General features: G+C 67.1%; 22 protein-coding genes. 7 read left to right on the top strand and 15 right to left on the bottom strand.

Features of this window, described 5'->3' with window-relative positions; genetic code table 11:
* The first annotated feature begins 20 nt into the window (after positions 1-20).
* Positions 21-236, top strand: a complete 216-nt coding sequence (locus tag A5784_RS19195) for a biotin/lipoyl-binding carrier protein (RefSeq protein ID WP_029373615.1) — start codon at positions 21-23, stop codon at positions 234-236.
* A 42-nt stretch (positions 237-278) separates the two neighbouring features.
* The gene (locus tag A5784_RS19190; protein ID WP_064946491.1) at positions 279-1,772 is read left to right on the top strand and encodes a sensor histidine kinase; all 1,494 of its coding nucleotides are present in this window, start codon (positions 279-281) and stop codon (positions 1,770-1,772) included.
* 146 nt (positions 1,773-1,918) lie between these two features.
* On the opposite strand, the gene whiB1 is transcribed toward A5784_RS19190, so the two are convergent.
* The 10 genes from whiB1 to A5784_RS19140 form a co-directional block, all read right to left on the bottom strand.
* A complete protein-coding gene (whiB1, locus tag A5784_RS19185) occupies positions 1,919-2,173 on the bottom strand; it encodes a transcriptional regulator WhiB1 (RefSeq protein WP_029373613.1) in 255 nt (84 codons plus the stop codon).
* 257 nt (positions 2,174-2,430) lie between these two features.
* The gene (locus A5784_RS19180) at positions 2,431-3,393 is read right to left on the bottom strand and encodes a diacylglycerol/lipid kinase family protein (RefSeq protein ID WP_064946490.1); all 963 of its coding nucleotides are present in this window, start codon (positions 3,391-3,393) and stop codon (positions 2,431-2,433) included.
* 23 nt (positions 3,394-3,416) lie between these two features.
* Positions 3,417-3,923 carry a M15 family metallopeptidase gene (locus A5784_RS19175; protein ID WP_064946489.1) on the bottom strand — a complete coding sequence of 169 codons (507 nt, stop codon included), beginning with the start codon at positions 3,921-3,923 and terminating at the stop codon, positions 3,417-3,419.
* Positions 3,924-3,942: 19 nt separating this feature from the next.
* Entirely contained in the window at positions 3,943-4,317 is a 375-nt protein-coding gene (gene pcaC / locus A5784_RS19170) for a 4-carboxymuconolactone decarboxylase (RefSeq protein WP_064946488.1), read from the bottom strand.
* Positions 4,314-5,510: a lyase family protein gene (locus A5784_RS19165; RefSeq protein ID WP_064946487.1), complete on the bottom strand. Its 1,197-nt coding sequence runs from the start codon at positions 5,508-5,510 to the stop codon at positions 4,314-4,316. Before A5784_RS19165 ends, pcaC begins: the two co-directional genes overlap by 4 nt.
* Positions 5,507-6,076, bottom strand: a complete 570-nt coding sequence (gene pcaG / locus A5784_RS19160; protein WP_064946486.1) for a protocatechuate 3,4-dioxygenase subunit alpha — start codon at positions 6,074-6,076, stop codon at positions 5,507-5,509. The genes A5784_RS19165 and pcaG overlap by 4 nt, the downstream gene beginning before the upstream one ends.
* Positions 6,076-6,792 (bottom strand): protocatechuate 3,4-dioxygenase subunit beta, encoded by a 717-nt coding sequence (gene pcaH / locus A5784_RS19155; protein ID WP_082944942.1) that lies wholly within the window; start codon positions 6,790-6,792, stop codon positions 6,076-6,078. Before pcaH ends, pcaG begins: the two co-directional genes overlap by 1 nt.
* 80 nt (positions 6,793-6,872) lie before the next feature.
* Positions 6,873-8,207: an MFS transporter gene (locus tag A5784_RS19150; RefSeq protein WP_064946484.1), complete on the bottom strand. Its 1,335-nt coding sequence runs from the start codon at positions 8,205-8,207 to the stop codon at positions 6,873-6,875.
* 41 nt (positions 8,208-8,248) lie between these two features.
* On the bottom strand, positions 8,249-9,109 hold the full coding sequence (locus A5784_RS19145; RefSeq protein ID WP_064946483.1) for a shikimate dehydrogenase: 861 nt from the start codon (positions 9,107-9,109) through the stop codon (positions 8,249-8,251).
* Positions 9,110-9,216: 107 nt separating this feature from the next.
* Positions 9,217-9,861 (bottom strand): TetR/AcrR family transcriptional regulator, encoded by a 645-nt coding sequence (locus tag A5784_RS19140; protein ID WP_064946482.1) that lies wholly within the window; start codon positions 9,859-9,861, stop codon positions 9,217-9,219.
* A gap of 80 nt (positions 9,862-9,941) precedes the next feature.
* On the opposite strand from A5784_RS19140, the gene A5784_RS19135 reads away from it, so the two are divergent.
* Genes A5784_RS19135 through A5784_RS19125 form a run of 3 tightly spaced genes read left to right on the top strand, consistent with a single transcriptional unit; the run spans position 9,942 to position 12,549 of the window.
* Positions 9,942-11,726, top strand: a complete 1,785-nt coding sequence (locus tag A5784_RS19135; RefSeq protein WP_064946481.1) for a bifunctional sugar phosphate isomerase/epimerase/4-hydroxyphenylpyruvate dioxygenase family protein — start codon at positions 9,942-9,944, stop codon at positions 11,724-11,726.
* Positions 11,723-12,163 carry a type II 3-dehydroquinate dehydratase gene (gene aroQ / locus A5784_RS19130; protein ID WP_029373603.1) on the top strand — a complete coding sequence of 147 codons (441 nt, stop codon included), beginning with the start codon at positions 11,723-11,725 and terminating at the stop codon, positions 12,161-12,163. The genes A5784_RS19135 and aroQ overlap by 4 nt, the downstream gene beginning before the upstream one ends.
* Positions 12,160-12,549, top strand: a complete 390-nt coding sequence (locus A5784_RS19125) for a hypothetical protein (protein ID WP_064946480.1) — start codon at positions 12,160-12,162, stop codon at positions 12,547-12,549. Before aroQ ends, A5784_RS19125 begins: the two co-directional genes overlap by 4 nt.
* A gap of 5 nt (positions 12,550-12,554) precedes the next feature.
* Here the strand turns inward: A5784_RS19125 and A5784_RS19120 are convergent, their stop codons facing one another.
* A complete protein-coding gene (locus A5784_RS19120) occupies positions 12,555-13,385 on the bottom strand; it encodes a helix-turn-helix transcriptional regulator (protein WP_064946479.1) in 831 nt (276 codons plus the stop codon).
* A gap of 83 nt (positions 13,386-13,468) precedes the next feature.
* Here A5784_RS19120 and ilvD point away from each other — a divergent pair, with 83 nt between their 5' ends.
* Entirely contained in the window at positions 13,469-15,379 is a 1,911-nt protein-coding gene (gene ilvD / locus A5784_RS19115) for a dihydroxy-acid dehydratase (RefSeq protein WP_064946545.1), read from the top strand.
* Here ilvD and A5784_RS19110 read toward each other — a convergent pair.
* Genes A5784_RS19110 through A5784_RS19095 form a run of 4 tightly spaced genes read right to left on the bottom strand, consistent with a single transcriptional unit; the run spans position 15,363 to position 20,026 of the window.
* Positions 15,363-16,859, bottom strand: coding sequence for an aldehyde dehydrogenase family protein (locus A5784_RS19110; protein WP_064946478.1), 1,497 nt, complete (start codon positions 16,857-16,859; stop codon positions 15,363-15,365). The genes ilvD and A5784_RS19110 overlap by 17 nt on opposite strands.
* A 33-nt stretch (positions 16,860-16,892) precedes the next feature.
* Positions 16,893-18,197: an alanine racemase gene (locus A5784_RS19105; RefSeq protein ID WP_064946477.1), complete on the bottom strand. Its 1,305-nt coding sequence runs from the start codon at positions 18,195-18,197 to the stop codon at positions 16,893-16,895.
* 3 nt (positions 18,198-18,200) lie between these two features.
* Positions 18,201-18,548 carry a hypothetical protein gene (locus tag A5784_RS19100; RefSeq protein WP_064946476.1) on the bottom strand — a complete coding sequence of 116 codons (348 nt, stop codon included), beginning with the start codon at positions 18,546-18,548 and terminating at the stop codon, positions 18,201-18,203.
* 11 nt (positions 18,549-18,559) lie between these two features.
* Positions 18,560-20,026 carry an APC family permease gene (locus A5784_RS19095; RefSeq protein WP_064946475.1) on the bottom strand — a complete coding sequence of 489 codons (1,467 nt, stop codon included), beginning with the start codon at positions 20,024-20,026 and terminating at the stop codon, positions 18,560-18,562.
* Positions 20,027-20,258: 232 nt separating this feature from the next.
* Between A5784_RS19095 and A5784_RS19090 the strand changes: the two genes are divergently transcribed.
* Complete coding sequence (locus A5784_RS19090; protein WP_064946474.1) at positions 20,259-20,903, top strand: FadR/GntR family transcriptional regulator; 645 nt, start codon at positions 20,259-20,261, stop codon at positions 20,901-20,903.
* Positions 20,904-20,921 lie beyond the last annotated feature (18 nt).

Genomic DNA, 20,921 nt, shown 5'->3' with positions numbered 1-20,921 from the left:
CAGAGTGAGTGGGGTGAAGAATGGCCGAGGACGTTCGCGCTGAGATCGTGGCCAGTGTGCTCGAGGTCGTGGTCCACGAGGGCGACCAGATCGGTGAGGGTGACACTCTGGTGCTGCTCGAGTCGATGAAGATGGAAATCCCCGTCCTCGCCGAGGTCGCGGGCACCGTGACGAAGGTCAACGTGGCCGAGGGCGACGTGATCCAGGCCGGCGATCTGATCGCGGTGATCGACTGACGCTGAGGGTGTAGATGCTCCTCACGCGCGTGAAGTTGGCTGATGTCCACTCTCGGTGACTTGCTGGCCGAGCACACCATCCTGCCCGGCAGCGCGGTCGACCACCTGCACGCGGTGGTGGGTGAATGGCAGCTGTTGGCAGACCTGTCGTTCGCTGACTACCTGATGTGGGTCCGTCGCGACGACGGCGTGCTGGTGTGCGTCGCGCAGGTGCGGCCCAACACGGCGCCGACTGTGCTGCTCGCCGACTCCGTCGGCACCCTCGCCGCCGCCGATGATCTCCCGGTCGTCACCACGGCCTTCGAGTCCGGTGCGATCGCGGCGGGCACCGACGGCCAGCACCTTCAGGACGTGCCGGGGCTCAATGTCGAAGCGGTCCCGGTGCGGCACCGCGACCAGGTGGTCGCCGTGCTGACCCATCAGACCGCGCTGGCCGCCCGGCGGCTCGCGAGTCCGCTGGAGGGCGCGTATCTGAACTGTGCGGGCGACTTGCTGCACATGCTGGCCGAGGGCACCTTCCCCAACGTGGGTGACTTGGCGATGTCGCGGTCCAGCCCCCGGGCGGGCGACGGATTCATCCGGCTCGACGAAGTCGGTGACGTGGTCTACGCCAGCCCCAACGCCATCTCGGCCTATCACCGGATGGGCCTGGCCTCCGAACTCGACGGGCACAATCTTGTCGCCACCACCCGCCCGCTGATCTCTGATCCGTTCGAGGCCCAGGAACTGGCCAACCATGTGCGGGATTCCCTCGCCGGCGGCTCCAGTATGCGTATGGAGGTCGACGCGGGCGGCGCGGCGGTGCTGCTGCGCACCCTGCCGTTGGTGGTGCACGGGGCGGGGGTGGGGGCTGCTGTGCTGATCCGCGACGTCACCGAGGTGAAGCGCCGCGACCGCGCACTGCTGAGCAAGGACGCCACGATCCGGGAGATCCACCACCGGGTGAAGAACAATCTGCAGACCGTCGCGGCGCTGCTGAGGTTGCAGGCACGGCGGACCAACAACGTCGAGGCGCGTGAGGCGCTGATCGAATCGGTGCGCAGGGTGACCTCTATCGCGCTGGTGCACGACGCTCTGTCGATGTCGGTCGACGAAGAGGTCAACCTCGACGAGGTGGTGGACCGGATCCTGCCGATCATGAACGACGTCGCATCGGTGGACACCCCGATCCGGATCAACCGGGTAGGGGACCTGGGCGTGCTGGACGCCGACCGGGCGACCGCGCTGGTCATGGTGATCACCGAACTGGTCCAGAACGCCATCGAGCACGCGTTCGACGTCAAGGCCCCGCACGGGTGCGTCACCATCCGCTCGGAGCGATCGGCCCGCTGGCTCGACGTGGTGGTGCACGACGACGGCCGCGGCCTGCCTGCTGGGTTCAGCCTGGAGAAGTCCGATCGGCTCGGCCTGCAGATCGTGCGCACGCTGGTCTCAGCAGAGCTCGACGGGTCACTGGGGATGCACGACGCGCCTGATGGCGGTACCGACGTGGTGCTGCGGGTGCCGATCGGCCGACGCGCCAGGGGTATTCAGTAAGGACGCCGGCTCAGCCGAATGCACAGTTTCGTTTCGATTCGCAATGTGATTGTCGTAACGCAATTTGCTATCGAATTCGTCAAAAAAGAGTTACGGCCCCGACGAATTTCGTCGAGGCCGTAGCAACCTGTTGGCACAGGCGAGGGTTAGACGCTGGTACGCGCCTTGGTGCGGGCGTTGCGACGCTTCAGCGCACGACGCTCGTCCTCGCTCATGCCGCCCCAGACGCCTGCATCCTGGCCGGATTCCAATGCCCAGCTGAGGCACTCGGTGGTCACCGGGCAACGGTTGCACACGAGCTTCGCGTCAGCGATCTGCGCGAGCGCCGGTCCGCTGTTTCCGACCGGGAAGAACAGCTCGGGATCCTCGTCGCGACAGACAGCCTTGTGGCGCCAATCCATTGGTCTAACTCCTTGTCAGATATGTATGTGTGCGCAGCGAAGCGCACGAGCTTTTTCTTCGGCTGTTAACGCGTGCATACGAAATGTTTCTGCACTGTTGCATCCGATGCTTTCACAGGCTGAACAGATGTCAATACTCGCGAGTTAACAAGTGCGCAATGTCACTTGCCCGACCTGTTACCAGAACCCTTACTCGGTTGTACTAGGCTCAACTCACCTGCGCCTTAAAACGACGGTAGCGGCTCAGTAATAGCAGGTCAAGAGGTTTTTGCCGGTGGCGCGACAACGCCGAGGGCTTCTGGGACAGCTGTGAACGTCATAGTTTCGCGCAGTCCGACGTAATCACCGTCGATCTGGCACGCGACCGGCGTGTCGCTCGTCACTGTCACGCTCGTCACGTCGTCGTCACGGATCAGGTGCTTGCCTGCGATGCGCGGCGTGCGGGAAACCATCTGCCGCACCAGCTTCAGATTGGCCCACACGTTCATGCTGGTCGTCGCGAACACGCCCAGCCCGGTCTCGAACGTGGTGTCGGGATTGGTCCACACCGGGCGGCTGTTGGCGTAGGTCCACGGGCTCGAGTTGGACACGAACACGAAATGCACGCCCGGCACGGGCTCAGCCCCGGGTAGGTGCAGGGTCAGCTCCGGATTCCTGCGGGCACTGGCCAGCACTTCGCGCACCGCCACGCGGATGTAGCGGGACGCGGTCACCTTGCGGCCTTTGGCGCGCTGCGCCTCCACGGCGGCGACGACAGCCCCGTCGACTCCCATCCCCGCGGTGAACACCGCCCAGCGTTCACCGCAGTCCATCAGCCCGATCCGGCGCCACTTGCCGCCCCGCCGGTAATCGCTGAGCAGGTCGACGAGCTGATTGGTGGCTTCGATCGGGTCCGGGCTGATGCCGAGGGCGCGGGCGAAGACGTTGGCCGAGCCACCGGGAACCACCGCGACAGCAGGCGCGACGTCGGCGTCAGGCCTGCCGCCGGAGTGCCCGAGAATGCCGTTGACGACCTCGTTCACCGTGCCGTCACCGCCGTGGACGATGAGGACGTCGACGCCGTCGCGGGTGGCATCGCGAGCGATCTCGATGGCATGGCCCCGGTGGTCGGTGTGGACGACGGTCAGCTTCACCCGGCTTTCCAGGGCGTGGGCCAGCAGGTCACGCCCGGCAGGAGTGGTCGACGTCGCGTTCGGGTTCACGATCAGCACGGCGCGCACGGGGCATGAGCCTATCGGTGTTGTCAGCCCGCCGCGTCGGGTAGCAACGGGGGACAGGTGCCGAACGGGTCGGCGGCGAGCTCGAAATGCCAGAGCTCATTGGCGTAGATCCGGCACAGGCCGAATCGCGCGCCGTTGGCGATGAGCCACTGGTCGGCGCCCGGGCCGCCCACGTCGACCGCTTGGCCCATGACGTGCTTGGACTGTTCGGGCGTCTGTACGTACTGGCGCGCGGCCGCCATGCTGCCGTAGGTCTGTACCGCCTGATCCAGCAAGCGTTGTTGGAATTCCGGCGACCGCCAGCCCGAGTTGATCGTCATGGTCACGCCGTCGGCCGCAGCGGCGGTGGTGGCGTGCTGGATGGCGGCCAGCAGCTGAGGGTCCAGCCGCCCGATCGCGGGATCCTGCGTGTCGAAGGCCGTCAGCACCTGGCCGTCGGCCAACGCGCCCTCACTGTCGGCAGCCGCGGTCGGCGCCAGCACGAATGCGGCGGTGACAGCTACGACCCCGACGGTCACGGCGATGCGCATGCGGCCCACCCTACGTCGGTCAGATCTCGCCGTCCTCGGCGAGCACACGGCTCGCGATGCGGAACGCGGTGTTGGCGTCGGGGACGCTGCAGTAGATCGCGGTCTGCAGCAGCAGCTCTTTGATCTCCTCCACAGTGACGCCGTTGCGCCGCGCAGCACGGACATGCATGGCCAGTTCGTCGTGGTGGGCGCGGGCGACCATTGCGGTGAGCGTGATCAACGACCGGCTGCGCCGGTCCAGGCCGGGGCGGGTCCAGATCTCGCCCCAGGCGTAGCGGGTGATCATATGCTGGAAGTCGGCGGTGAACTCCGTGGTGGCTGCGGTGGCCTGGTCGACGTGCGCGTCGCCGAGCACTTCGCGGCGCACCGCCATGCCGTCGTCGTAGGTGCTCATGACGTCTCCTTCAGATACTGGTGTGCTCGCCGCACCGCGATGTCGACGAGCGCCTCGGTGGCACCCAGATAATCCGGCGCGGGGGGCTTCCCGGTCAACGTGCTCATGGTCTGCTGTTCGTCGTAAATACCTTGTGCTGCAGCTTGATTGGCGGCAGCGCGGGCCGAGTGGAACTGCAGCCCGGCCAGCAGATCCGTGGCCTGCGAACCGGCCACCACGGTGCGACGGGCCAGCGTGGTCACGGTGGCCCATTCGGCATGCCAGCCCCCGTCGGCGCGTTCGTCGACGCCGGCGGCCGACGCCGCGTGCAGCGTGGCGCCCAGCGGTGGCGCGGTAAGGGCGGCGCGGCGCAACAGCACCGTCAGCACCGGATTGTTCTTGTGCGGCATGGTCGACGATCCGCCCCCGGAGCTCTCGGCCAGCTCGCCGGTGCGAACCCCGGCGGCGACGTCGTTGGCGATGTGCCCCCAGGCGTCGCAGCACCCCACCAGGGCGTCACCGGTCCGCGTGATGGGTGACCGCGTGGTGTGCCACGGCGCCGCAGGCGCTAATCCCAGTGCGCCCGACCACTGTTCGACGAGGCGCAGCGCCGCCTGCGCTGATCCGGTGAGCTCGGTGGTCGCCGCCAGGGAGCCTGCCGCACCGCCTGCCGAAACCGCGGGCTCGGGTAGGGCATCGAGCGTGTCGCCCGCATCGAGGACGGCGGTGAGCCAGATCGCGAATTTGCGCCCCGCCGTGCCGGGCAATGCCGGCTGGGTCAGGGTATGGGTGAGCATCGGTGCGCCACGGTGCGTTTCGATCAGCTCCACCAGGCGGCGCACCTGGGTGGTGAGGTCTCGGCGCACCGCGGCCAAGGCGTCGCGCAGACACAGCATCAGGGCGGTATCGAGCACGTCCTGACTGGTCAGTCCGCGGTGCAGCCACCGTGCCGCCTCGACGCCTGCCCGGGACCGCAGCAGGCCCACCAGGCCGGTGACGGGGTTGCCGTCCCGCTCGGCGCCGACGGCGATCTCGTCCAGATCCGCCCGCCCGACCAGCGTGCCGAGCTCTGTGGCCGCCGCCGGGGGAGCCACGCCTGCCGCGACAAGGGTTGCCAGCCAGGCGTTTTCGGTTGCCACCAGCGCGCCGAGGAACGCCGCCTCGCTCATCACGGGCCCTGCTCGGTGGTCGCCGGGCCAGAAGAGGTCGGTCACTGGCCCGGATACCGCAGGAAGACCGTCTCGTCGCGACCCTGCAATCGGATGTCGAACCGCAGGCCTTGCGCGTCGCGTTCGGCGATCAATGTCTGCCTGCGGTCCGCGGGCAGGCCGGCCAGCAGCGGTTCGGCGGCGCAGTTCGGACCGGGCACATAGGCGCGGGTGAACAGGCGGTTGAGCAAGCCGCGCCCGAACACGGTGACGGCGATGAACGGGGCACGGCCTGGATCGGTGGCCCCGGGTTCGACTGTGCTGAAACCGAAGTGGCCTTCGTCGTCGGTGGAGACCCGGCCGAACCCGGTGAACGTCCAGCCGTCGCGGCGTAGCGGACCCGCGGTGTGTGCGACGTTGCCCTCGGCGTCGGCCTGCCAGATCTCCAGCATCGCGTCGGGCACCGGTCTGCCGTCACCGTCGGTGACCGTGCCATGGAAGCGGATGGCGCCCGGGATGCCCGGGGGGACAAGCTCGTTGCCGCGTTCGAACGGCAGCGCGTAGCCGTAGAACGGGCCGATGGTCTGGCCCGGGGTGGCCGTCAGCAGAGTGGCCTGTGGCGTGGCGCCCATCAGTGGTTCTCCTCGAAATATGTGCGCTGCGAACCGGTCAGGACGATGTCCCAGCGGTAGCCGGTGCACCACTCGTGCGTGGTGACGTCGTGGTCGTAGGTGGCGACGAGGCGGTCGCGGGCCTTGGCGTCGGTGATCGACTGATAGATCGGGTCCAGCGCGAACAGTGGGTCGCCGGGGAAGTACATCTGGGTGATCATCCGCTGCGTGAAATCCGTGCCGAACAGCGAGAAGTGAATGTGCGCAGGCCGCCATGCGTTGTGGTGGTTCTTCCACGGGTACGGTCCCGGTTTGATCGTGGTGAACCGGTAGGTGCCGTCGTGGTCGGTGAGGCAGCGTCCGACGCCGGTGAAGTTGGGGTCCAACGGTGCCCGATGCTGGTCGCGCTTGTGGATGTAGCGGCCCGCCGAGTTGGCTTGCCAGATCTCGACGAGTTGGCGGCGCACCGGCCTGCCGTCTCCGTCGACGATGCGTCCGGTGACGACGATGCGCTCGCCGATCGGCTCACCGTGGTGCGCAATGGTGAGATCGGATTCCAGTGGGTGCACATCGCGTGCGCCGAACACCGGAGCGCTGAGCTCGAGGGTCTCGGGATCGGCGTGGTGCAGGTCCTTGGTCGGGTGGCGCAGCAGGCTGCTGCGGTACGGGGCGTAGTCCAGCCGCGGCTGGGTTTCCTCGATGCCGGACTGCAGGTAAGCGGTTTCGATGGCGGCCATCTCGGCGTTGATCTCGGCCTGGCTTGCCGAGGCGCTGTCGGGATTGGTGTCGATGATCTTCACGGTGGGCTCTTTCACTCTCACTGCGCGGCAGTCTTGGCGGTCGCGCGAGTGCCCAGCAGTTCTGTGGGCACCCCCCGGGTCTCGCGGGCCGTCAGGGCGGCGCCTGCGGCGATGAGGCAGACCACGGCGGTGAAGATGCTGATCACCACCCAGCCGCCGTCCCGGACGCCGCCGAGTGCGGTGACGATCGACGGTGCGAAACCTGCTACCAGGAAACCTAATTGGGTGCCGATCGCCACGCCGGAGAAGCGCACCTGGGTGGAGAACATCTCGCCGTAGAAGGACGGCCAGACGGCGTTGGCCGCGGCGTAGCCGAAGGAGAAGGTCGCCACCGCAAGCGCGAAGATGAGCACCTGGTTGCCGCCGCTCATGGACAACATGTAGAAGGGCATCATCACCGCAGAAGACAGTGCGCCGTAGATGAACACCGGTTTGCGGCCGATCCGGTCGGCCAGCTTGCCGAAGAGGGGCTGGGTGCCCAGCGCGACCACGTTGGCCGCCACCACCAGCCACAGCGTGATGTCGGCGGGCAGGCCCACCTCCTTGCCGTAGGCGATGGCCAGGTTGCCGAACACTGTCGAAACCGCGGCGATGAACGCGCAGAAGATGACGCGCAGCACGTCAGCCCAGTGGTTGCGCAGCAACGGGATCAGCGGCATCCGGGCGATGGTGCCCGCGGCCTTCGCCTCGGTGAACTGCGGTGTTTCGTGCAGCCGACGACGGATGAAGTACGCGACGACGACCACCACGGCGCTCATCCAGAACGGCACCCGCCAACCCCAGCTGTACTTGACCTCGTCGGGCAGGGAGACGAACGGGATGAGGATCAGTGAGGCCAGGATGAGCCCGCCCTGGGTTCCGGTCAGGGTCCATGACGTGTAGTAGGCGCGTTGGTCGTCGGGGGAGTGCTCCAGGGTGAGTGAGCTGGCTCCGGCTTGCTCGCCGGCTGCCGAAAAGCCTTGCATCAGACGGCAGATAACCAGCAGTGCGGGCGCGGCCCAGCCGATGGTGTCGAAGGTCGGCAGACAGCCGATCAGGAAGGTCGACAGGCCCATCAGCACGAGGGTGAACATGAGGACCCGTTGGCGGCCGACGCGGTCACCGAAATGGCCCAGTACGAAGGCACCGATGGGGCGGGCGATGTAGGCGAATCCGAAGGTGGCGAACGACATGACCAGGGCCGCCTTGTCGCCGGACGGGAAGAACACGTGCGGGAAGATCAGCGCTGCTGCCGAGCCGAACAGGAAGAAGTCGTAGTACTCGACGGCGCTGCCCATGAAGCTGGCCAGCGCGGCGCGCCGTGGGGTCCGCCCGATCGAGGCGTCTGGAGGGTGCGGGGCGGTTGTGGTCATGGCGTGCTCCTCAAAGTCGAATTGTGCTGGGCTGAGACGGTTTACGAGACAAGATCGCGGAAATGGGCGGACATCCTGGCGGCGTCCGGGGTGATGCCGGTGATCAGGGCGAACGCGTCGACGGCCTGATAGACAGCCATGTGCCCGCCGTCGAGGGTCCGGCAACCGGCGGCGCGTGCGTCCTGGAGCAGGGCGGTGTCCAGCGGGCGGTACACGATGTCGGCGACCCACATGTCGGGGTGCAGCAGATCGGTGTCGAAGGGCACGCCGGGGTGTTCGGCCATGCCGGTCGGGGTGGCGTGTACGAGGCCGTCCGTGTTGGGCAGCAGTACCGAGAGCTTGTCGAACGACGAGGCCTCGATGCGCGCGTCCGGGTGACGGACGGTGAGTTCGTGGGCGAGTGCCGAAGCCCGGTCGACGTCGAGATCGACGATGCTCAAGTGGGCGGTGCCCAGCCGCAACAGGGCGTCGGCGACCGCGGTGCCCGCACCACCTGCGCCCACCAGGGCCACCGATGTGGTGTCGGCGCCGGGCAGCCCATCGGCGAAACCGTGCGCGAAACCCGTGGTGTCGGTGTTGTAGCCGACGGCCCGGCCCTCGCGGAACACGACGGTGTTGACCGCGCCGAGGGTGCGGGCGGTGGCGTCGATGTCGTCCAGGTGATCGACGACGAGTTGCTTGCAGGGGTGGGTGATGTTGAGGCCGTTGTAGCCGAGCCGGCGGGCCCAGGTGAGCATCTCGCCGACCTGGTCGGGGGAGAGTCCGAGAACGTTGAGGTCCAGGGTGCGGTAGACGTATTCGAGCCCCTGTGCTCGGCCTTCGGCCATGTGCAGCGCGGGCGTCAGCGAGGGGCCGACGCCGGTGCCGATGAGCCCCGCCAAGTAGGGCTGCCGCTGTGTCATGCTCGCTCGTTTCTTAATGTACTAACTGGTTCGTACGGAAAGTAGAGCACTGTGATGCCGATCGCGTCAAGGGCGCGATGTGAGGTGGATCTCCGGTTCGGGGCCGATCAGGCCTGGCTGGTGAGCCAGCCGACCACCACGTCGCCGAGCATGCGCCGCAGGTGGGCCCGGCGCGACGTCTCGGTGAGGTCGGTGCCGAACAGGTAGCCGAAGGTGTAGCGGTTGGCCACCTGGAATACGCAGTAGGAGCTGATCACCAGGTGTACGTCGAGGGCGTCGACGTCATCGCGGAACATGCCGGCGGCGCGGCCGTCGCGCAGGATCTCGTCGAGCAGGGAGGTGGCGGGGGCCGAGAGTTCGGGCAGCTCACGAAGCTGCCGAATGAATTCGCCGCGGTGGATGTTCTCGATCGACACCAGACGAATGAAGGCGTCGTGGGCGATGTGGTGGTCGAACGTCACCTCGGCCAGTCGGCGGATCGCCACTACCGGATTGTCGTGATCGACCCGCAGCTTCTGTTCGGCCTCGCGGATCCCGCGGTACGCATTCTCCAGAACGGCCAGGTAGAGCTGCTCTTTGCCGCCGAAGTAGTAGTAGATCATCCGCTTGGTGGTGCGCGTGCGCTCGGCGATCTCGTCGACGCGGGCGCCCGAATAGCCCGACTCGGCGAACACCTCGGTGGCCACCTCGAGCAACTCCGCGCGCGTGCGTTCGGCATCGCGTTGCAACTCGGCTTTGGGCTTGGCGGCCATGTCCGGTGAGCTTACTGGGCGAACGGCGGATCACTGCGCCCTCTTCCACTCTAATGAACTAATTGGTACATTACGACGCCATGAGGATGTCGATCGCCACCGTCTCGCTCTCCGGCTCGCTGGTCGAGAAGCTGCACGCCTGCGCCGCCGCGGGTTTCGACGGCGTCGAGATCTTCGAACCCGATCTGATCGCCAGCGATCACTCGCCTGAGGAGATCCGCCACCTGGCCCGCAGGCTGGGGTTGAGCCTGGATCTCTACCAACCGCTGCGTGACCTCGAAGGCGTCGACGAGGCGACGTTCACCGACAACCTGCGACGGGCCGCCGCGACGTTTGCCACCGCGCAGCGGCTCGGCATCGACACCGTTCTGGTCTGCAGCAACGTCGCGACCGCCACCGTCGACTCCGAGGAAGTCTCCGCCGACCAGTTGCGCCGCATCGGCGATATCGCGGCCCGCTACGGCATCCGGATCGCATTCGAGGCGCTCGCCTGGGGCCGGTTCGTCGACGACTACCGGCGCGCGTGGCGCATCGTCGAGCTCGCCGACCACCCGAATGTCGGTGTGTGCCTGGACAGTTTCCATGTGCTCTCCCGCGGCCACGACCCCGCCGCCATCGAGGACATCGACGGGGAAAAGATCTTCTACCTGCAGTTGGCCGACGCGCCCGCCCTCACCATGGACGTCTTGTCGTGGAGTCGGCATCACCGGCTGTTCCCCGGCGAAGGGGCCTTCGACCTGCCCGCCTTCGTCCGGCACACCCTGGCCGCCGGGTACACCGGGCCGCTGTCGTTGGAGGTCTTCAACGACACGTTCCGGCAGACCGACCCGGGCCACACCGCCGTGCACGCGCTGCGGTCGCTGCGCTGGCTCGCCGACCAGGTCTCGCATGTGCTGACCGAGGCCAAGCCGCCCACCGGTTTCGACTTCGTCGAGATCAAGGCCGAGGACACCAGCGAGGTCGAGGTGATGCTGGGCCAGCTCGGCTTCACCCCGCGCGGGCGGCACCGCAGCAAACCGGTGTCGCTGTGGTCGGCAGGGCAGGCGCGCGTCGTGCTCAACGAGCAGCAGGCCCGCGATCAGGTACCGCACGTAGCGGCCGTCGGGTTGCAGGTGCCTGACGCCGGCGCGACCTCCGCCCGGGCTGCCGAACTGATGGCGCCGGTCGCGTACCGGCGCACCTACGCCACCGAACAACCGCTGGGCGCCGCGGTGGCCCCCGACGGCACCGCGTTCTTCTGGAGCACCTCCGACACCGCGGAGCCGGCGTGGGCGGCCGAGTTCGACGGCGGCGCCGACCGGGTGACGACGCCCGTCCGGGCGATCGACCACGTCAATCTCTCTCAGCCGTGGCAGACCGCCGAAGACGCCGTGCTGTTCCTCACCAGCGTCTTCGGCCTGTCCGCCGACGCCCCGGCCGAGGTGCCCGGCCCGAGCGGACTGGTCCGCAGCCAGGTCATGCGCAACGCCGACTGCTCGGTACGGTTGCCGCTCAATGTCGCGCCGCACATCCTCGACGGCGCGGACCTGCCCCAGCACGTCGCCTTCGCCTGCACCGATGTCGTCGCGCTGGCCCGCGCGGCGGCCGCCAACGGACTGTCCTTCCTGCGGGTACCGGACAACTACTACGACTATTTGTCCGGGCGCTTCGGCCTCGACGATGCTGTGGTCGCCGAACTGCGCGAGCTCAACCTGCTCTACGACCGAGCCGGCGCGGGCAGTTTCATCCACTTCTACACACGCACCGTGGGCACGGTGTTCTTCGAGTTCGTGCAGCGGGTCGACGGTTATGACGGATACGGCACTGACAATGCGCCGGTCCGCCTTGCTGCCCAGCGCAGTGGCGTCGGTACCGTACTGAGGTGACCGCTCGCCGACTGCTCCTGCTCAACGGGCCCAACCTCAACCTGCTGGGCACCCGCCAGCCCGAGGTGTACGGCGCCACCACCCTGCCCGAGATCGAGGCATCGGTGAGTGCGCTGGCCGCCGAACTCGGCTTCGAGGTACGCGCCGTGCAGAGCAACCACGAGGGCGTCCTCATCGACGCCATCCACGCGGCCCGGGCCGACTGTGCGGGCATCATCATCAACCCTGGCGCCTACAGCCACACCTCGGTGGCCATCCCCGACGCCCTCACCTCGGTCGAATTGCCGGTCGCCGAAGTGCATTTGAGCAACATCCACCGCCGCGAACCGTTCCGGCACCACTCCTACGTGTCGGCAGTCGCCGAGATGGTCATCGCCGGGGCCGGCCCCGCGGGATACGAGTACGCCGTCCGCTACCTCGCCGGCAAACTGCCATGACGCCACCGCCCGTGCAGCCGCCCATCGTCCGCTACGCGGGTTACCTCATCGCCGCGGAAGGCGCGCTCGGACTCCTCGCCGCCGTGGTCCTGGTCGTGCGCGCGCTGGCGGGCGCCGATCAGCACATCGTCAGTGGATACGGCACGGCGCTCTGGTTCGTCCTCGTCGGTGGCGGCGTGCTGGCCGGGGGATGGGCGTTGATCACCGGCCGCCGCTGGGGCCGTGGCATCGGGGTGTTCGCCAACCTGCTGCTGCTCGGCGTGGCCTGGTACGTGTTCACGTCGCATCAGGTGGGCTACGGCATCGCCGTCGGGGTGCTGGCTCTCGTCACGTTGGGCATGCTGCTCAGTCCGTCGGCCGTGCACTGGTCGTCGGGCCGGCAGTAGGCCACCTACGTCGAGGCCTGCCTGTCGACGAGTCGGTCGAGCTGTGCCGCCGCGGTGTCGGTGGCCGGGGTGTAGACGACGATGTTGAGGTCTGGCTGGTCGGCCGGGGTGAGCCGGTGGTACTCCAGTTCGACCTCGCCGGTCACCGCGTGATCAAAACGCCGGATCCGGGTCTGAAAGCCCTCGATGGCGTGGTCGTCCCAAATGCGATCGAATTCGGGGCTTTTCGCACGCAGTCGGTCGAGGAGGCGCGCGACGGCGGCGTCGTCGAGCCGCGCGCCGTTCTGCATGCGGAACTCGGACACGAAGCGTCGGCTCTCCACCTCCCAGTCGGGCATCAGCAATTTGATCGACGGGTCGGTGAACACGAGCGACAACAGATTCCGATCTTCGTCCGGCACCGCGCGCACCCGCGGGTACAGCGCTGCGTAGGCGCGATTCCATGCGGTGATCTCCCAATCCGGGTCGAGCGCGAAGGCGGGGGACCGGCCGAACGCCTCCAGGAGGCGGTGCACATGATCGGGTGGCTCACCCGGCGGTGCCGTACCGCCCGGCGAAAACCCGGCCAGCGACAGCAGATACGTCTGATCGGCGGGCGAGAGCGCGAGGGTCTGCCCGATGGCGTCGAGCACCTGCCGCGACGGATTGATGTCGCGCCCCTGCTCCAGCCAGGTGTACCAGGTGACGCTGATCGACGACAGGAACGCCACTTCTTCACGGCGTAAGCCGTTGGCGCGGCCGCGAATCGGTGGCAGACCGTGCTCCGAGCGGGCCACCGATTCCCGGCGCATGCGCAGGAACCCACCGAGCTCTGCGCGGGCGGCCTGGTTGGGCATCGTTCAATAGTAAAACTGGTAGTCGCAGTACTAGAGCCAGGACCGTCTTCGCCTGTCGCTCATGGTCCACAACCATGGGCATCATGCCCGAATTGAGATCCAGGACCATCACCCACGGCCGCAACATGGCGGGTGCGCGCGCCCTGCTGCGCGCCGCAGGCGTCTCCGCCGCCGACTTCGGCAAGCCGATCGTGGCCGTGGCCAACAGTTTCACCGAGTTCGTGCCCGGCCACACCCATCTGCAGCCCGTGGGACGCATCGTGTGTGAGGCGATCGGCGCGGCCGGCGGAATTGCCCGCGAGTTCAACACGATCGCCGTCGACGACGGGATCGCGATGGGTCACGGGGGCATGCTCTACTCGCTACCCTCGCGGGATCTGATCGCCGATTCGATCGAGTACATGGTCAACGCCCACCGAGCCGACGCGCTCGTGTGTATCTCCAACTGCGACAAGATCACTCCCGGCATGCTGATGGCGGCGCTGCGCCTCGACATTCCCACCGTATTCGTCTCGGGCGGTCCCATGGAGGGTGGCACCGCCACGCTGGTCGACGGAACGGTGCGCAGTGGGCTGCACCTGATTTCGGCGATGGCCGATGCGGTCGCCCCCGACATCTCCGACGCCGACATGGAGCGCGTCGAGTCCGCGGCGTGTCCGACCTGCGGGTCCTGCTCGGGCATGTTCACCGCGAACTCGATGAACTGCCTCACCGAGGCGATCGGGTTGGCCCTGCCGGGGAACGGGACGACGCTGGCGACCCACACGGCGCGCCGGCGACTCTACGAAGATGCCGGCGCGACGGTGATCGAACTGGCGAGGCGCTACTACGAGGAGGACGACGAGCGGGTGCTGCCACGCAATATCGCCTCTGCCGCGGCATTTTCCAATGCCATGGTGGTCGACATCGCCATGGGCGGTTCGACCAATACGATCCTGCATCTGTTGGCAGCGGCGCGCGAAGCCGAGGTGGATTTCGACCTGACCGACATCGAGGCCCTGTCGACGCGGATTCCGTGTATCTGCAAGGTGGCACCCAACGGCAGGTATCTGATGGAGGATGTGCACCGCGCCGGTGGCATCCCCGCGGTGATGGGTGAGCTGCGGCGCGCAGGTCTGCTCAACACCGAAGTGCATGCGATACACGCCGATTCACTCGCGGCGTGGCTCGATGAGTGGGATCCGAGGTCTTCGACGGTCTCGGCCGAGGCCGTCGACCTGTTCTACGCCGCGCCCGGTGGGGTGCGTTCGAGTTCGGCGTTCTCCCAGTCCCGCCGTTGGGAGAGCCTCGACCTGGATGCCGAGGCGGGCTGCATCCGCGATGTCGCCCACGCGTATTCCGCAGACGGCGGACTGGCGATCCTGCGGGGGAACCTCGCCGAGGACGGATGCGTGGTCAAGACCGCAGGCGTCGACGACTCGATCCTGCGGTTCAGCGGGCCCGCGGTGGTCGTCGAATCGCAGGAGGAGGCGCAGGACGTCATCCTGACCGGCAGGGTGCGGCCCGGCGACGTGCTGGTGATCCGGTACGAGGGGCCGCGTGGCGGCCCGGGGATGCAGGAAATGCTCTATCCCACCTCTTATCTCAAGGGGGTCGGGCTTGCCAAGGTGTGTGCGCTGATCACCGACGGACGGTTCTCGGGCGGATCGTCGGGGCTGTCCATCGGGCACATCTCGCCGGAGGCGGCGGCCGGTGGCGTCATCGCGCTGGTTCAGGACGGGGACCAGATCGACATCGACATCCCGGCCCGCCGCATCGAATTGCAGGTTGACGCTGCTGAACTCGATGCCCGCCGAAGCCGATTGGAGCAGGGCGGTGGGTATTGGCCCAAGCGCCGGGACCGCGCGGTGTCGCCGGCATTGCGGGCCTACGCCGCGATGGCGCTCTCGGCGGACCAGGGGGCGGTGCGCGACGTGTCGTTGATCGAGGCTGCGAGTCGAGCCGGAGCCCCGGCCCGACTCGCAGCGACGGGAGTGCCTACAACGCAATGTTGACGGCTTTGGTCTGGGTGTAGAGGTCGAGCGCCCCTGCACCCAGTTCCCGGCCCCACCCGGATTGTTTGTATCCACCGAACGGCATCGCCGTGTCGAAGCCGTTGTACTGGTTGATCCACACCGAGCCGGCCTGCAGTCGCCGGGCCAGCCGATGAGCCCGCGAGAGGTCACGCGTCCAGATGCCTGCGGCCAGACCGTAGATCGAGTCATTAGCCGCGGCGGCGATGTCGTCGTCGGCCCGGAACGGCATGGCGGCCACCACCGGGCCGAAGATCTCTTCGGAGACCACGCTGAATTCCGGTTGCACGTCGACAAATACGGTCGGCTCGACAAAGAAACCCGCGTCGCCCCATCGCTTTCCACCGCACAGGGCGCGTGCCCCGTCTGCCAGTCCCGCGGCCAGATAGCCGGTGACCTTGTCGAACTGGCTCTGCGAGATCAGCGGTCCGAGTTGGGTGGCGGGGTCGAGACCGTGCCCGATCGTGACGCGGGAGGCGGCGTCGGCCACCGCTGCGGTGAACTCGTCGAATATCTGGTCCTCGACGAACAAACGTGTTCCGGCGACGCAACACTGGCCGTGGTTGAACAACCAGGCGTTGAGTGAACCGGTCACCGCAGCGTCGAGATCGGCATCGGCGAACACGATGTTGGGGCTCTTGCCGCCCAACTCCAGTGACACCTTCTTGAGGTTGCCGCCGGCGGCAGCCAACACCCGTTTGCCGACCTCGGTGGACCCCGTGAACGCGACCTTGTCCACGTTGTCGTGTGCGGCCAGCGCGGCGCCTGCGTCCCCGAACCCCGTCACGATGTTCACCACGCCGGGCGGGAAGCCGGCTTCGAGGAAGAGCTCGCCCAACAGGAGTGCCGAAAGTGGGGTTTGCTCAGCGGGTTTGAGCACGACGGTGTTGCCCGCCGCCAGTGCCGGTGCCAGCTTCCAGGAAGCCATCAGGATCGGGAAGTTCCACGGCACGATGAGCCCGCAGACGCCGACGGGCTCACGCACCGTGTAAGCGTGGAACTCGCCGCCCGGAACGAAGGGCATGGAGACGTCGACCGTCGTGCCCTCGATCTTCGTGCACCAGCCGGCGTAGTAGCGGAAGACATCGGCGGCCCAGGCCACGTCGACCGCCGTGGCCACCGCGGCGGATTTACCGTTGTCGAGCGCCTCCAGTTGGCCGATCTGTTCGGCGCGTTCGGAGAGCAGATCGCCGACCCGCCACAGGAGGCGCTCGCGTTCATTGGGTTTCAGGTTGGGCCACACCCCGGCGTCGAAGGCGCGGCGGGCCGATCGCACGGCCCGGTCGATGTCCTGCGCGTCTGCGCGGGCGACCTCGGCCAGCAACCGTCCGCTACCGGGGTCTTCGGTCGAGAAGGTTCGGCCGGAGCCGGAGTCGACCCACTGGCCGTCGATCAGCAGGCGCTTCGGACCGTCGAGGAAGCGGGCGACCGCGGGCAGAACGGGATGGCCGGCAACGGTCATGGGATCGGTTGTGGTGGATGACATGGCCTCGCCTCAGTTCTCGTCGCGGTAGTGCCTGCCCACCGCATCCAGTCGGTCGAGGGTGTGCTGCAGCGGGAGGACATTGAACGTCTCGTCGAGGTGGTTACATGCGGCGTCGAAAACCCCTTCGACGCGGGGCGCCCCAGTGGAGATGCCGCTGACCGCTGCGGTGTACCCGCGTTCGAGGAAGGCCTGGGGGTGATGGACGATCAGCACGGTGTCGCCGATCGCAGGCATCGGCTCGCCGGGGCCGAATACCCCGTGGGCGTCGACCATTTGGTTGTAGAGGTACGGAATGCGGCACCCCCGGGCGGATTCGAGATCGGTGCCTGCAGCCGCGGCCATGGGTTGTGGGTCGTACAGATCGGAGACGAAGCTGAAGACGCCACCCGTCGTGTAGACATTGTCACCCCAGAAGTGGCTGACTTCGCTGACCACGACTTGCGCGGGCCGTTCGGCCAAGTCCTGCTTGGCGTGGAAGCCGCCCGAGCCGGCCAGTGACACCCCGGGCTCCACCTCGGTGACGCCGTAGCTCGCCAGCACCGGAAAGGTCCCGACGTTGGCATTGCCGCCGACGTTGAGATGCAGATCCCGCAGACCGAGCTCACGCTCCAGCAGCTCCTTGGCCCGCAGCATCGTGAAGAATGCCTCGGTCGGTTTCACCACCGACGGGTCCCCGGTCTCCCCGTAGCTGATGGCGGAAAACTGCGTCAACCCGGCGACTTCGACGTTCGGCAGGTCCAGCAGCGGGCGGATTCCCGCGACGCACGTGTCCTCGGTCCAACCGCCGACGAGGCCACTGAACGCGCCGTCGTCGACGCCGACAATCGGCGTTCCCGTTGACGCCTGGTTGGTCACCCGGACATACAGTCGCTGTGTGACTCCGAGCGCCGACGCGGCCGCGGACACCCGCTGCGCGGCTTCATAGGTGTAGACGGTGATGAACTCGGGGCGCATGGCGACCACAGCGGGCACCTGGGCAGCCGGGATGTTCTGGATGTGGCCGACGTTGCCGAGCGGGAACCCGTAGCGATGAATCCGGTGTGCCTGAAGCGTTTCCACTGCACACGTGGAGGGGATGCCGCACTCCAGCATCACCTTGGTCATGAAGGGGTTAAGGCCGTTCTGCTTGGTCATCGCGTACACCCGCAGCCCGTGCTGGTCGGCGGCTGCGGCGGTGCGGCGGGCATTGGCGGCGATCATGTCCAAGTCGATCAGTTGCGTCGCCGAGGGAACCGCACCTGCTTGGTGCAGCTCGATGGCCGCGGCGAGCATGGCTGGGTTGAGTTCGAAGGCGCGGTCGAGAAGTGTGCTCATAGCTCAGCTTTCGGTGTAGTAGGCGGCCAGTTCCGGAAGTGACAGGGCCGGCGGATTGTCGAGATCGAGTCCCGTGCAGCTGCGCAGCCGGTCCTTGAACCACCGGTCGAACGGCCGTGCCGATGCGCTCATCCGCTGCACTGCCACCGAGAAGTCGACGGATTCCAGGTAGGCGACCAGGATGTCGTCATCGCCGGATCGGGCGATGAACCATGCCTCCTTGCCTACCTCGAGTTCGCGTTGTGATTCGGCGTAGGCCTGCGCGCGCGGACCGGACAATTCGGCCAGGAATTCCTTGGTTGCCGGTAGCTGATCGGCGAGGATCGGCAGGTGTAGGAGTGTGGGGGACATAGGGTTTCCTTTCACTTGGTGGATACGGTGGTTGGGGTGTCGCCGTCGGGTACGGGGTCTCGGTGCCCGAAGTCGGCGTAGTCGGCATGCCGGGCGCGGCGCATGTAGTACGCGCCGAGCAGCCCGAGTCCAAAGGCCACGGGTAACAGCACCCAGAGATGGTTCATGAGGCTCGACGTGGCACCGGTCAGCGCCGGGAAGTGCCACACGGACAAGCCGATGCCGGTCGCGAGGAGGACGGCCGCGGCGGTCGGTGCGATGGTGGTGCGCCACAGTTCGCGGTCGGCCCGATGCGCGAAGAACCCGACCACCGCGCAACTGGCGAGCCCTTGCAGGCAGAGCATTCCCAATGCGCCGAGGCCGAGGAACCCTGCGGCGATGTCCTCCACGTCGAGGCGGGTGAGCGCCATGATGACCAGGACGGCCCCCGCGAACCCCAACTGAGTCCGGCTCGCGACGTGTGGTGTCCCGTGGCGCCGGTGTACCCGGGCGAGGGCGCGGGGCAGTGCACCATCGCGGGCCAGCGCGAACATGTAGCGGGCCGTGGCGTTGTGGAAGGCGAGAAGCGCGGCGAACAGGCTGGTGCACACCAGCAGATGCATGATGTGGTCGGATACTCCGCCGACGTACAGGCTGTTGGCCTTGAAGACGAAGTCCGAATCCTCTTGTGCCGCTTGGACTGCGCCATCGGCGCCGAATGCCGCGATCAGCGACCACGTGGTGAGGACGTAGAACCCCGTGATGAGTGCCAATGCGATGTAGGTTGCCCGTGGAATGGTGCGGCGTGGCTCGCGTGCCTCCTCGCCGTAGATCGCGGTGGCTTCGAAGCCGGTGAACGACGAGAAGGCGTAAACGATGCTCACCCCGATCGTCGCGGTGAAAACCGAGCTCGGTGTGAACGATTCCAAGGGGAATGCGGCCGGGCCGTTCTTGACCAGGACCATGATGTCGAGCAATCCGAGGATGACGAACTCGGCCGCCAGCAGCACACCGAGAACCTTGGCGCTGAACTCGATCCGGAAGTAGGAGAGCGTCACGAGCACCAGGTAGGCGAGCAATGACCAAACCTGCCAGGGCAGGTCGATACCCAGGTCGGCTGCCGCGGCGCCCTGGGTCGAGATGCCGACGAAGGCGATCAGTGCGACGACGTAGGCGTTGTAGCAGATCAACGCGATCATGGCCGCTCCCATGCCGAAAGCACGGCCCAGCCCTCGCGTGATGTAGACGTAGAAGGCGCCGGCGCTGACCACATGGCGGCTCATCGCCACGTATCCCACGGCGAACAGGGCGAGGGTCACGCCGGCGATGACGTAGATACCCGGGGTGCCGATGCCGTTGCCGTGTCCGATGGATGCGCCGGCCCCGACGAACATCGCCCCGAGCGGGGATGCTGCCGCTACGACCATGAAAACGATTGCCCCGGTGCCGATCTGGCCCGATCGCAGCGTTGGGGGAGGATTGCCGTCCGAGGAAGCCATACTGGCCAACTTTCTTGGGTGGTGAAAGGGTCTGCGGCCCAGGGGCTGTCGAGATCGTGGGCCGGAGGACAAGCCGCGTCGGCGGCTGACAGCAGCGTATAAGTCATCAGACAACCTGACAAGAGGCGGCGCGTGATTGGGTCAACTTCGCGGCATCCGGTGTCGGTTGGCTCACGTGCCGGGGTTGGGCGGTTGCGACCGGACACATCAGACAAGCTGATAGCGTTTCGCCATGGCAGAGCTTCGGAGGTTCTCGCTCGTAGAGCAGGCGGCAGACCAGATCGCGGCGCGTATCACGGCGGGCGAGTGGGAAATCGGAGCCAAGCTGCCCGCCGAGTCGGCGCTGGCCGCCGAGCTCGGGGTGGGCAGATCTACTGTGCGCGAAGCCGTCAAGGAGCTGCGGGGTCGTGGACTTGTGGAGGCGCGGCAGGGCTCGGGCGTATTCGTCATCGCACTGGAGCGATCCGAGGAGTGGGATGCGGTACTACGCCGGGCCGACATCGACGACGTCCTCGAAGTCCGAGAGGCCATCGAGGTGAAGGCCGCTGAATTGGCAGCCGGCCGTAGAGATTCCAGGGATCTCAGCCGGCTGCGGGTGACGCTGAAGAACCGGGCCGACGCCGAGACCGCTCGATCGGACGACAAGCTGGTGGATGCTGACATCGAGTTCCATCGCGCGATCGTGCGCGCCGCGCACAATCCGGTGCTTTCGGAGCTCTTCGAATCGTTTGCGCCGCGCATCCGGTCGGCGATGCTGGACATGCTGAACATGTCCCCGGATGATCGGCACCGCCATGACCAGGACGCGCATTCGCAGATCATGGAGGCGATCCGCCAGCGCGACTCGGCCCGGGCCCTGTCTCTTATACACATCTGACGCTGCCGACGATCGCAT

It is taken from the genome of Mycobacterium sp. 852013-50091_SCH5140682, assembly GCF_001665685.1.
In the GTDB taxonomy this organism is placed as follows: Bacteria; Actinomycetota; Actinomycetes; order Mycobacteriales; family Mycobacteriaceae; genus Mycobacterium.
Note: the sequence above shows the minus strand (reverse complement) of the source record. Positions and strands in the feature narration are given on the sequence as shown.

Coding starts and splice junctions, on each gene's coding strand:
- pcaH (WP_082944942.1), bottom strand. CDS start 6,792: ATGGCCGCCATCGAAACCGCTTACCTGCAGTCCGGCATCGAGGAAACC.
- A5784_RS19125 (WP_064946480.1), top strand. CDS start 12,160: ATGACGCCACCGCCCGTGCAGCCGCCCATCGTCCGCTACGCGGGTTAC.
- A5784_RS19195 (WP_029373615.1), top strand. CDS start 21: ATGGCCGAGGACGTTCGCGCTGAGATCGTGGCCAGTGTGCTCGAGGTC.
- A5784_RS19135 (WP_064946481.1), top strand. CDS start 9,942: ATGAGGATGTCGATCGCCACCGTCTCGCTCTCCGGCTCGCTGGTCGAG.
- A5784_RS19095 (WP_064946475.1), bottom strand. CDS start 20,026: ATGGCTTCCTCGGACGGCAATCCTCCCCCAACGCTGCGATCGGGCCAG.
- A5784_RS19105 (WP_064946477.1), bottom strand. CDS start 18,197: ATGAGCACACTTCTCGACCGCGCCTTCGAACTCAACCCAGCCATGCTC.
- A5784_RS19190 (WP_064946491.1), top strand. CDS start 279: ATGTCCACTCTCGGTGACTTGCTGGCCGAGCACACCATCCTGCCCGGC.
- A5784_RS19100 (WP_064946476.1), bottom strand. CDS start 18,548: ATGTCCCCCACACTCCTACACCTGCCGATCCTCGCCGATCAGCTACCG.
- A5784_RS19110 (WP_064946478.1), bottom strand. CDS start 16,859: ATGACCGTTGCCGGCCATCCCGTTCTGCCCGCGGTCGCCCGCTTCCTC.
- whiB1 (WP_029373613.1), bottom strand. CDS start 2,173: ATGGATTGGCGCCACAAGGCTGTCTGTCGCGACGAGGATCCCGAGCTG.
- pcaG (WP_064946486.1), bottom strand. CDS start 6,076: ATGGGCGCCACGCCACAGGCCACTCTGCTGACGGCCACCCCGGGCCAG.
- A5784_RS19140 (WP_064946482.1), bottom strand. CDS start 9,861: ATGGCCGCCAAGCCCAAAGCCGAGTTGCAACGCGATGCCGAACGCACG.
- pcaC (WP_064946488.1), bottom strand. CDS start 4,317: ATGAGCACCTACGACGACGGCATGGCGGTGCGCCGCGAAGTGCTCGGC.
- A5784_RS19145 (WP_064946483.1), bottom strand. CDS start 9,109: ATGACACAGCGGCAGCCCTACTTGGCGGGGCTCATCGGCACCGGCGTC.
- A5784_RS19150 (WP_064946484.1), bottom strand. CDS start 8,207: ATGACCACAACCGCCCCGCACCCTCCAGACGCCTCGATCGGGCGGACC.
- A5784_RS19120 (WP_064946479.1), bottom strand. CDS start 13,385: ATGCCCAACCAGGCCGCCCGCGCAGAGCTCGGTGGGTTCCTGCGCATG.
- ilvD (WP_064946545.1), top strand. CDS start 13,469: ATGCCCGAATTGAGATCCAGGACCATCACCCACGGCCGCAACATGGCG.
- A5784_RS19090 (WP_064946474.1), top strand. CDS start 20,259: ATGGCAGAGCTTCGGAGGTTCTCGCTCGTAGAGCAGGCGGCAGACCAG.
- A5784_RS19175 (WP_064946489.1), bottom strand. CDS start 3,923: ATGCGCATCGCCGTGACCGTCGGGGTCGTAGCTGTCACCGCCGCATTC.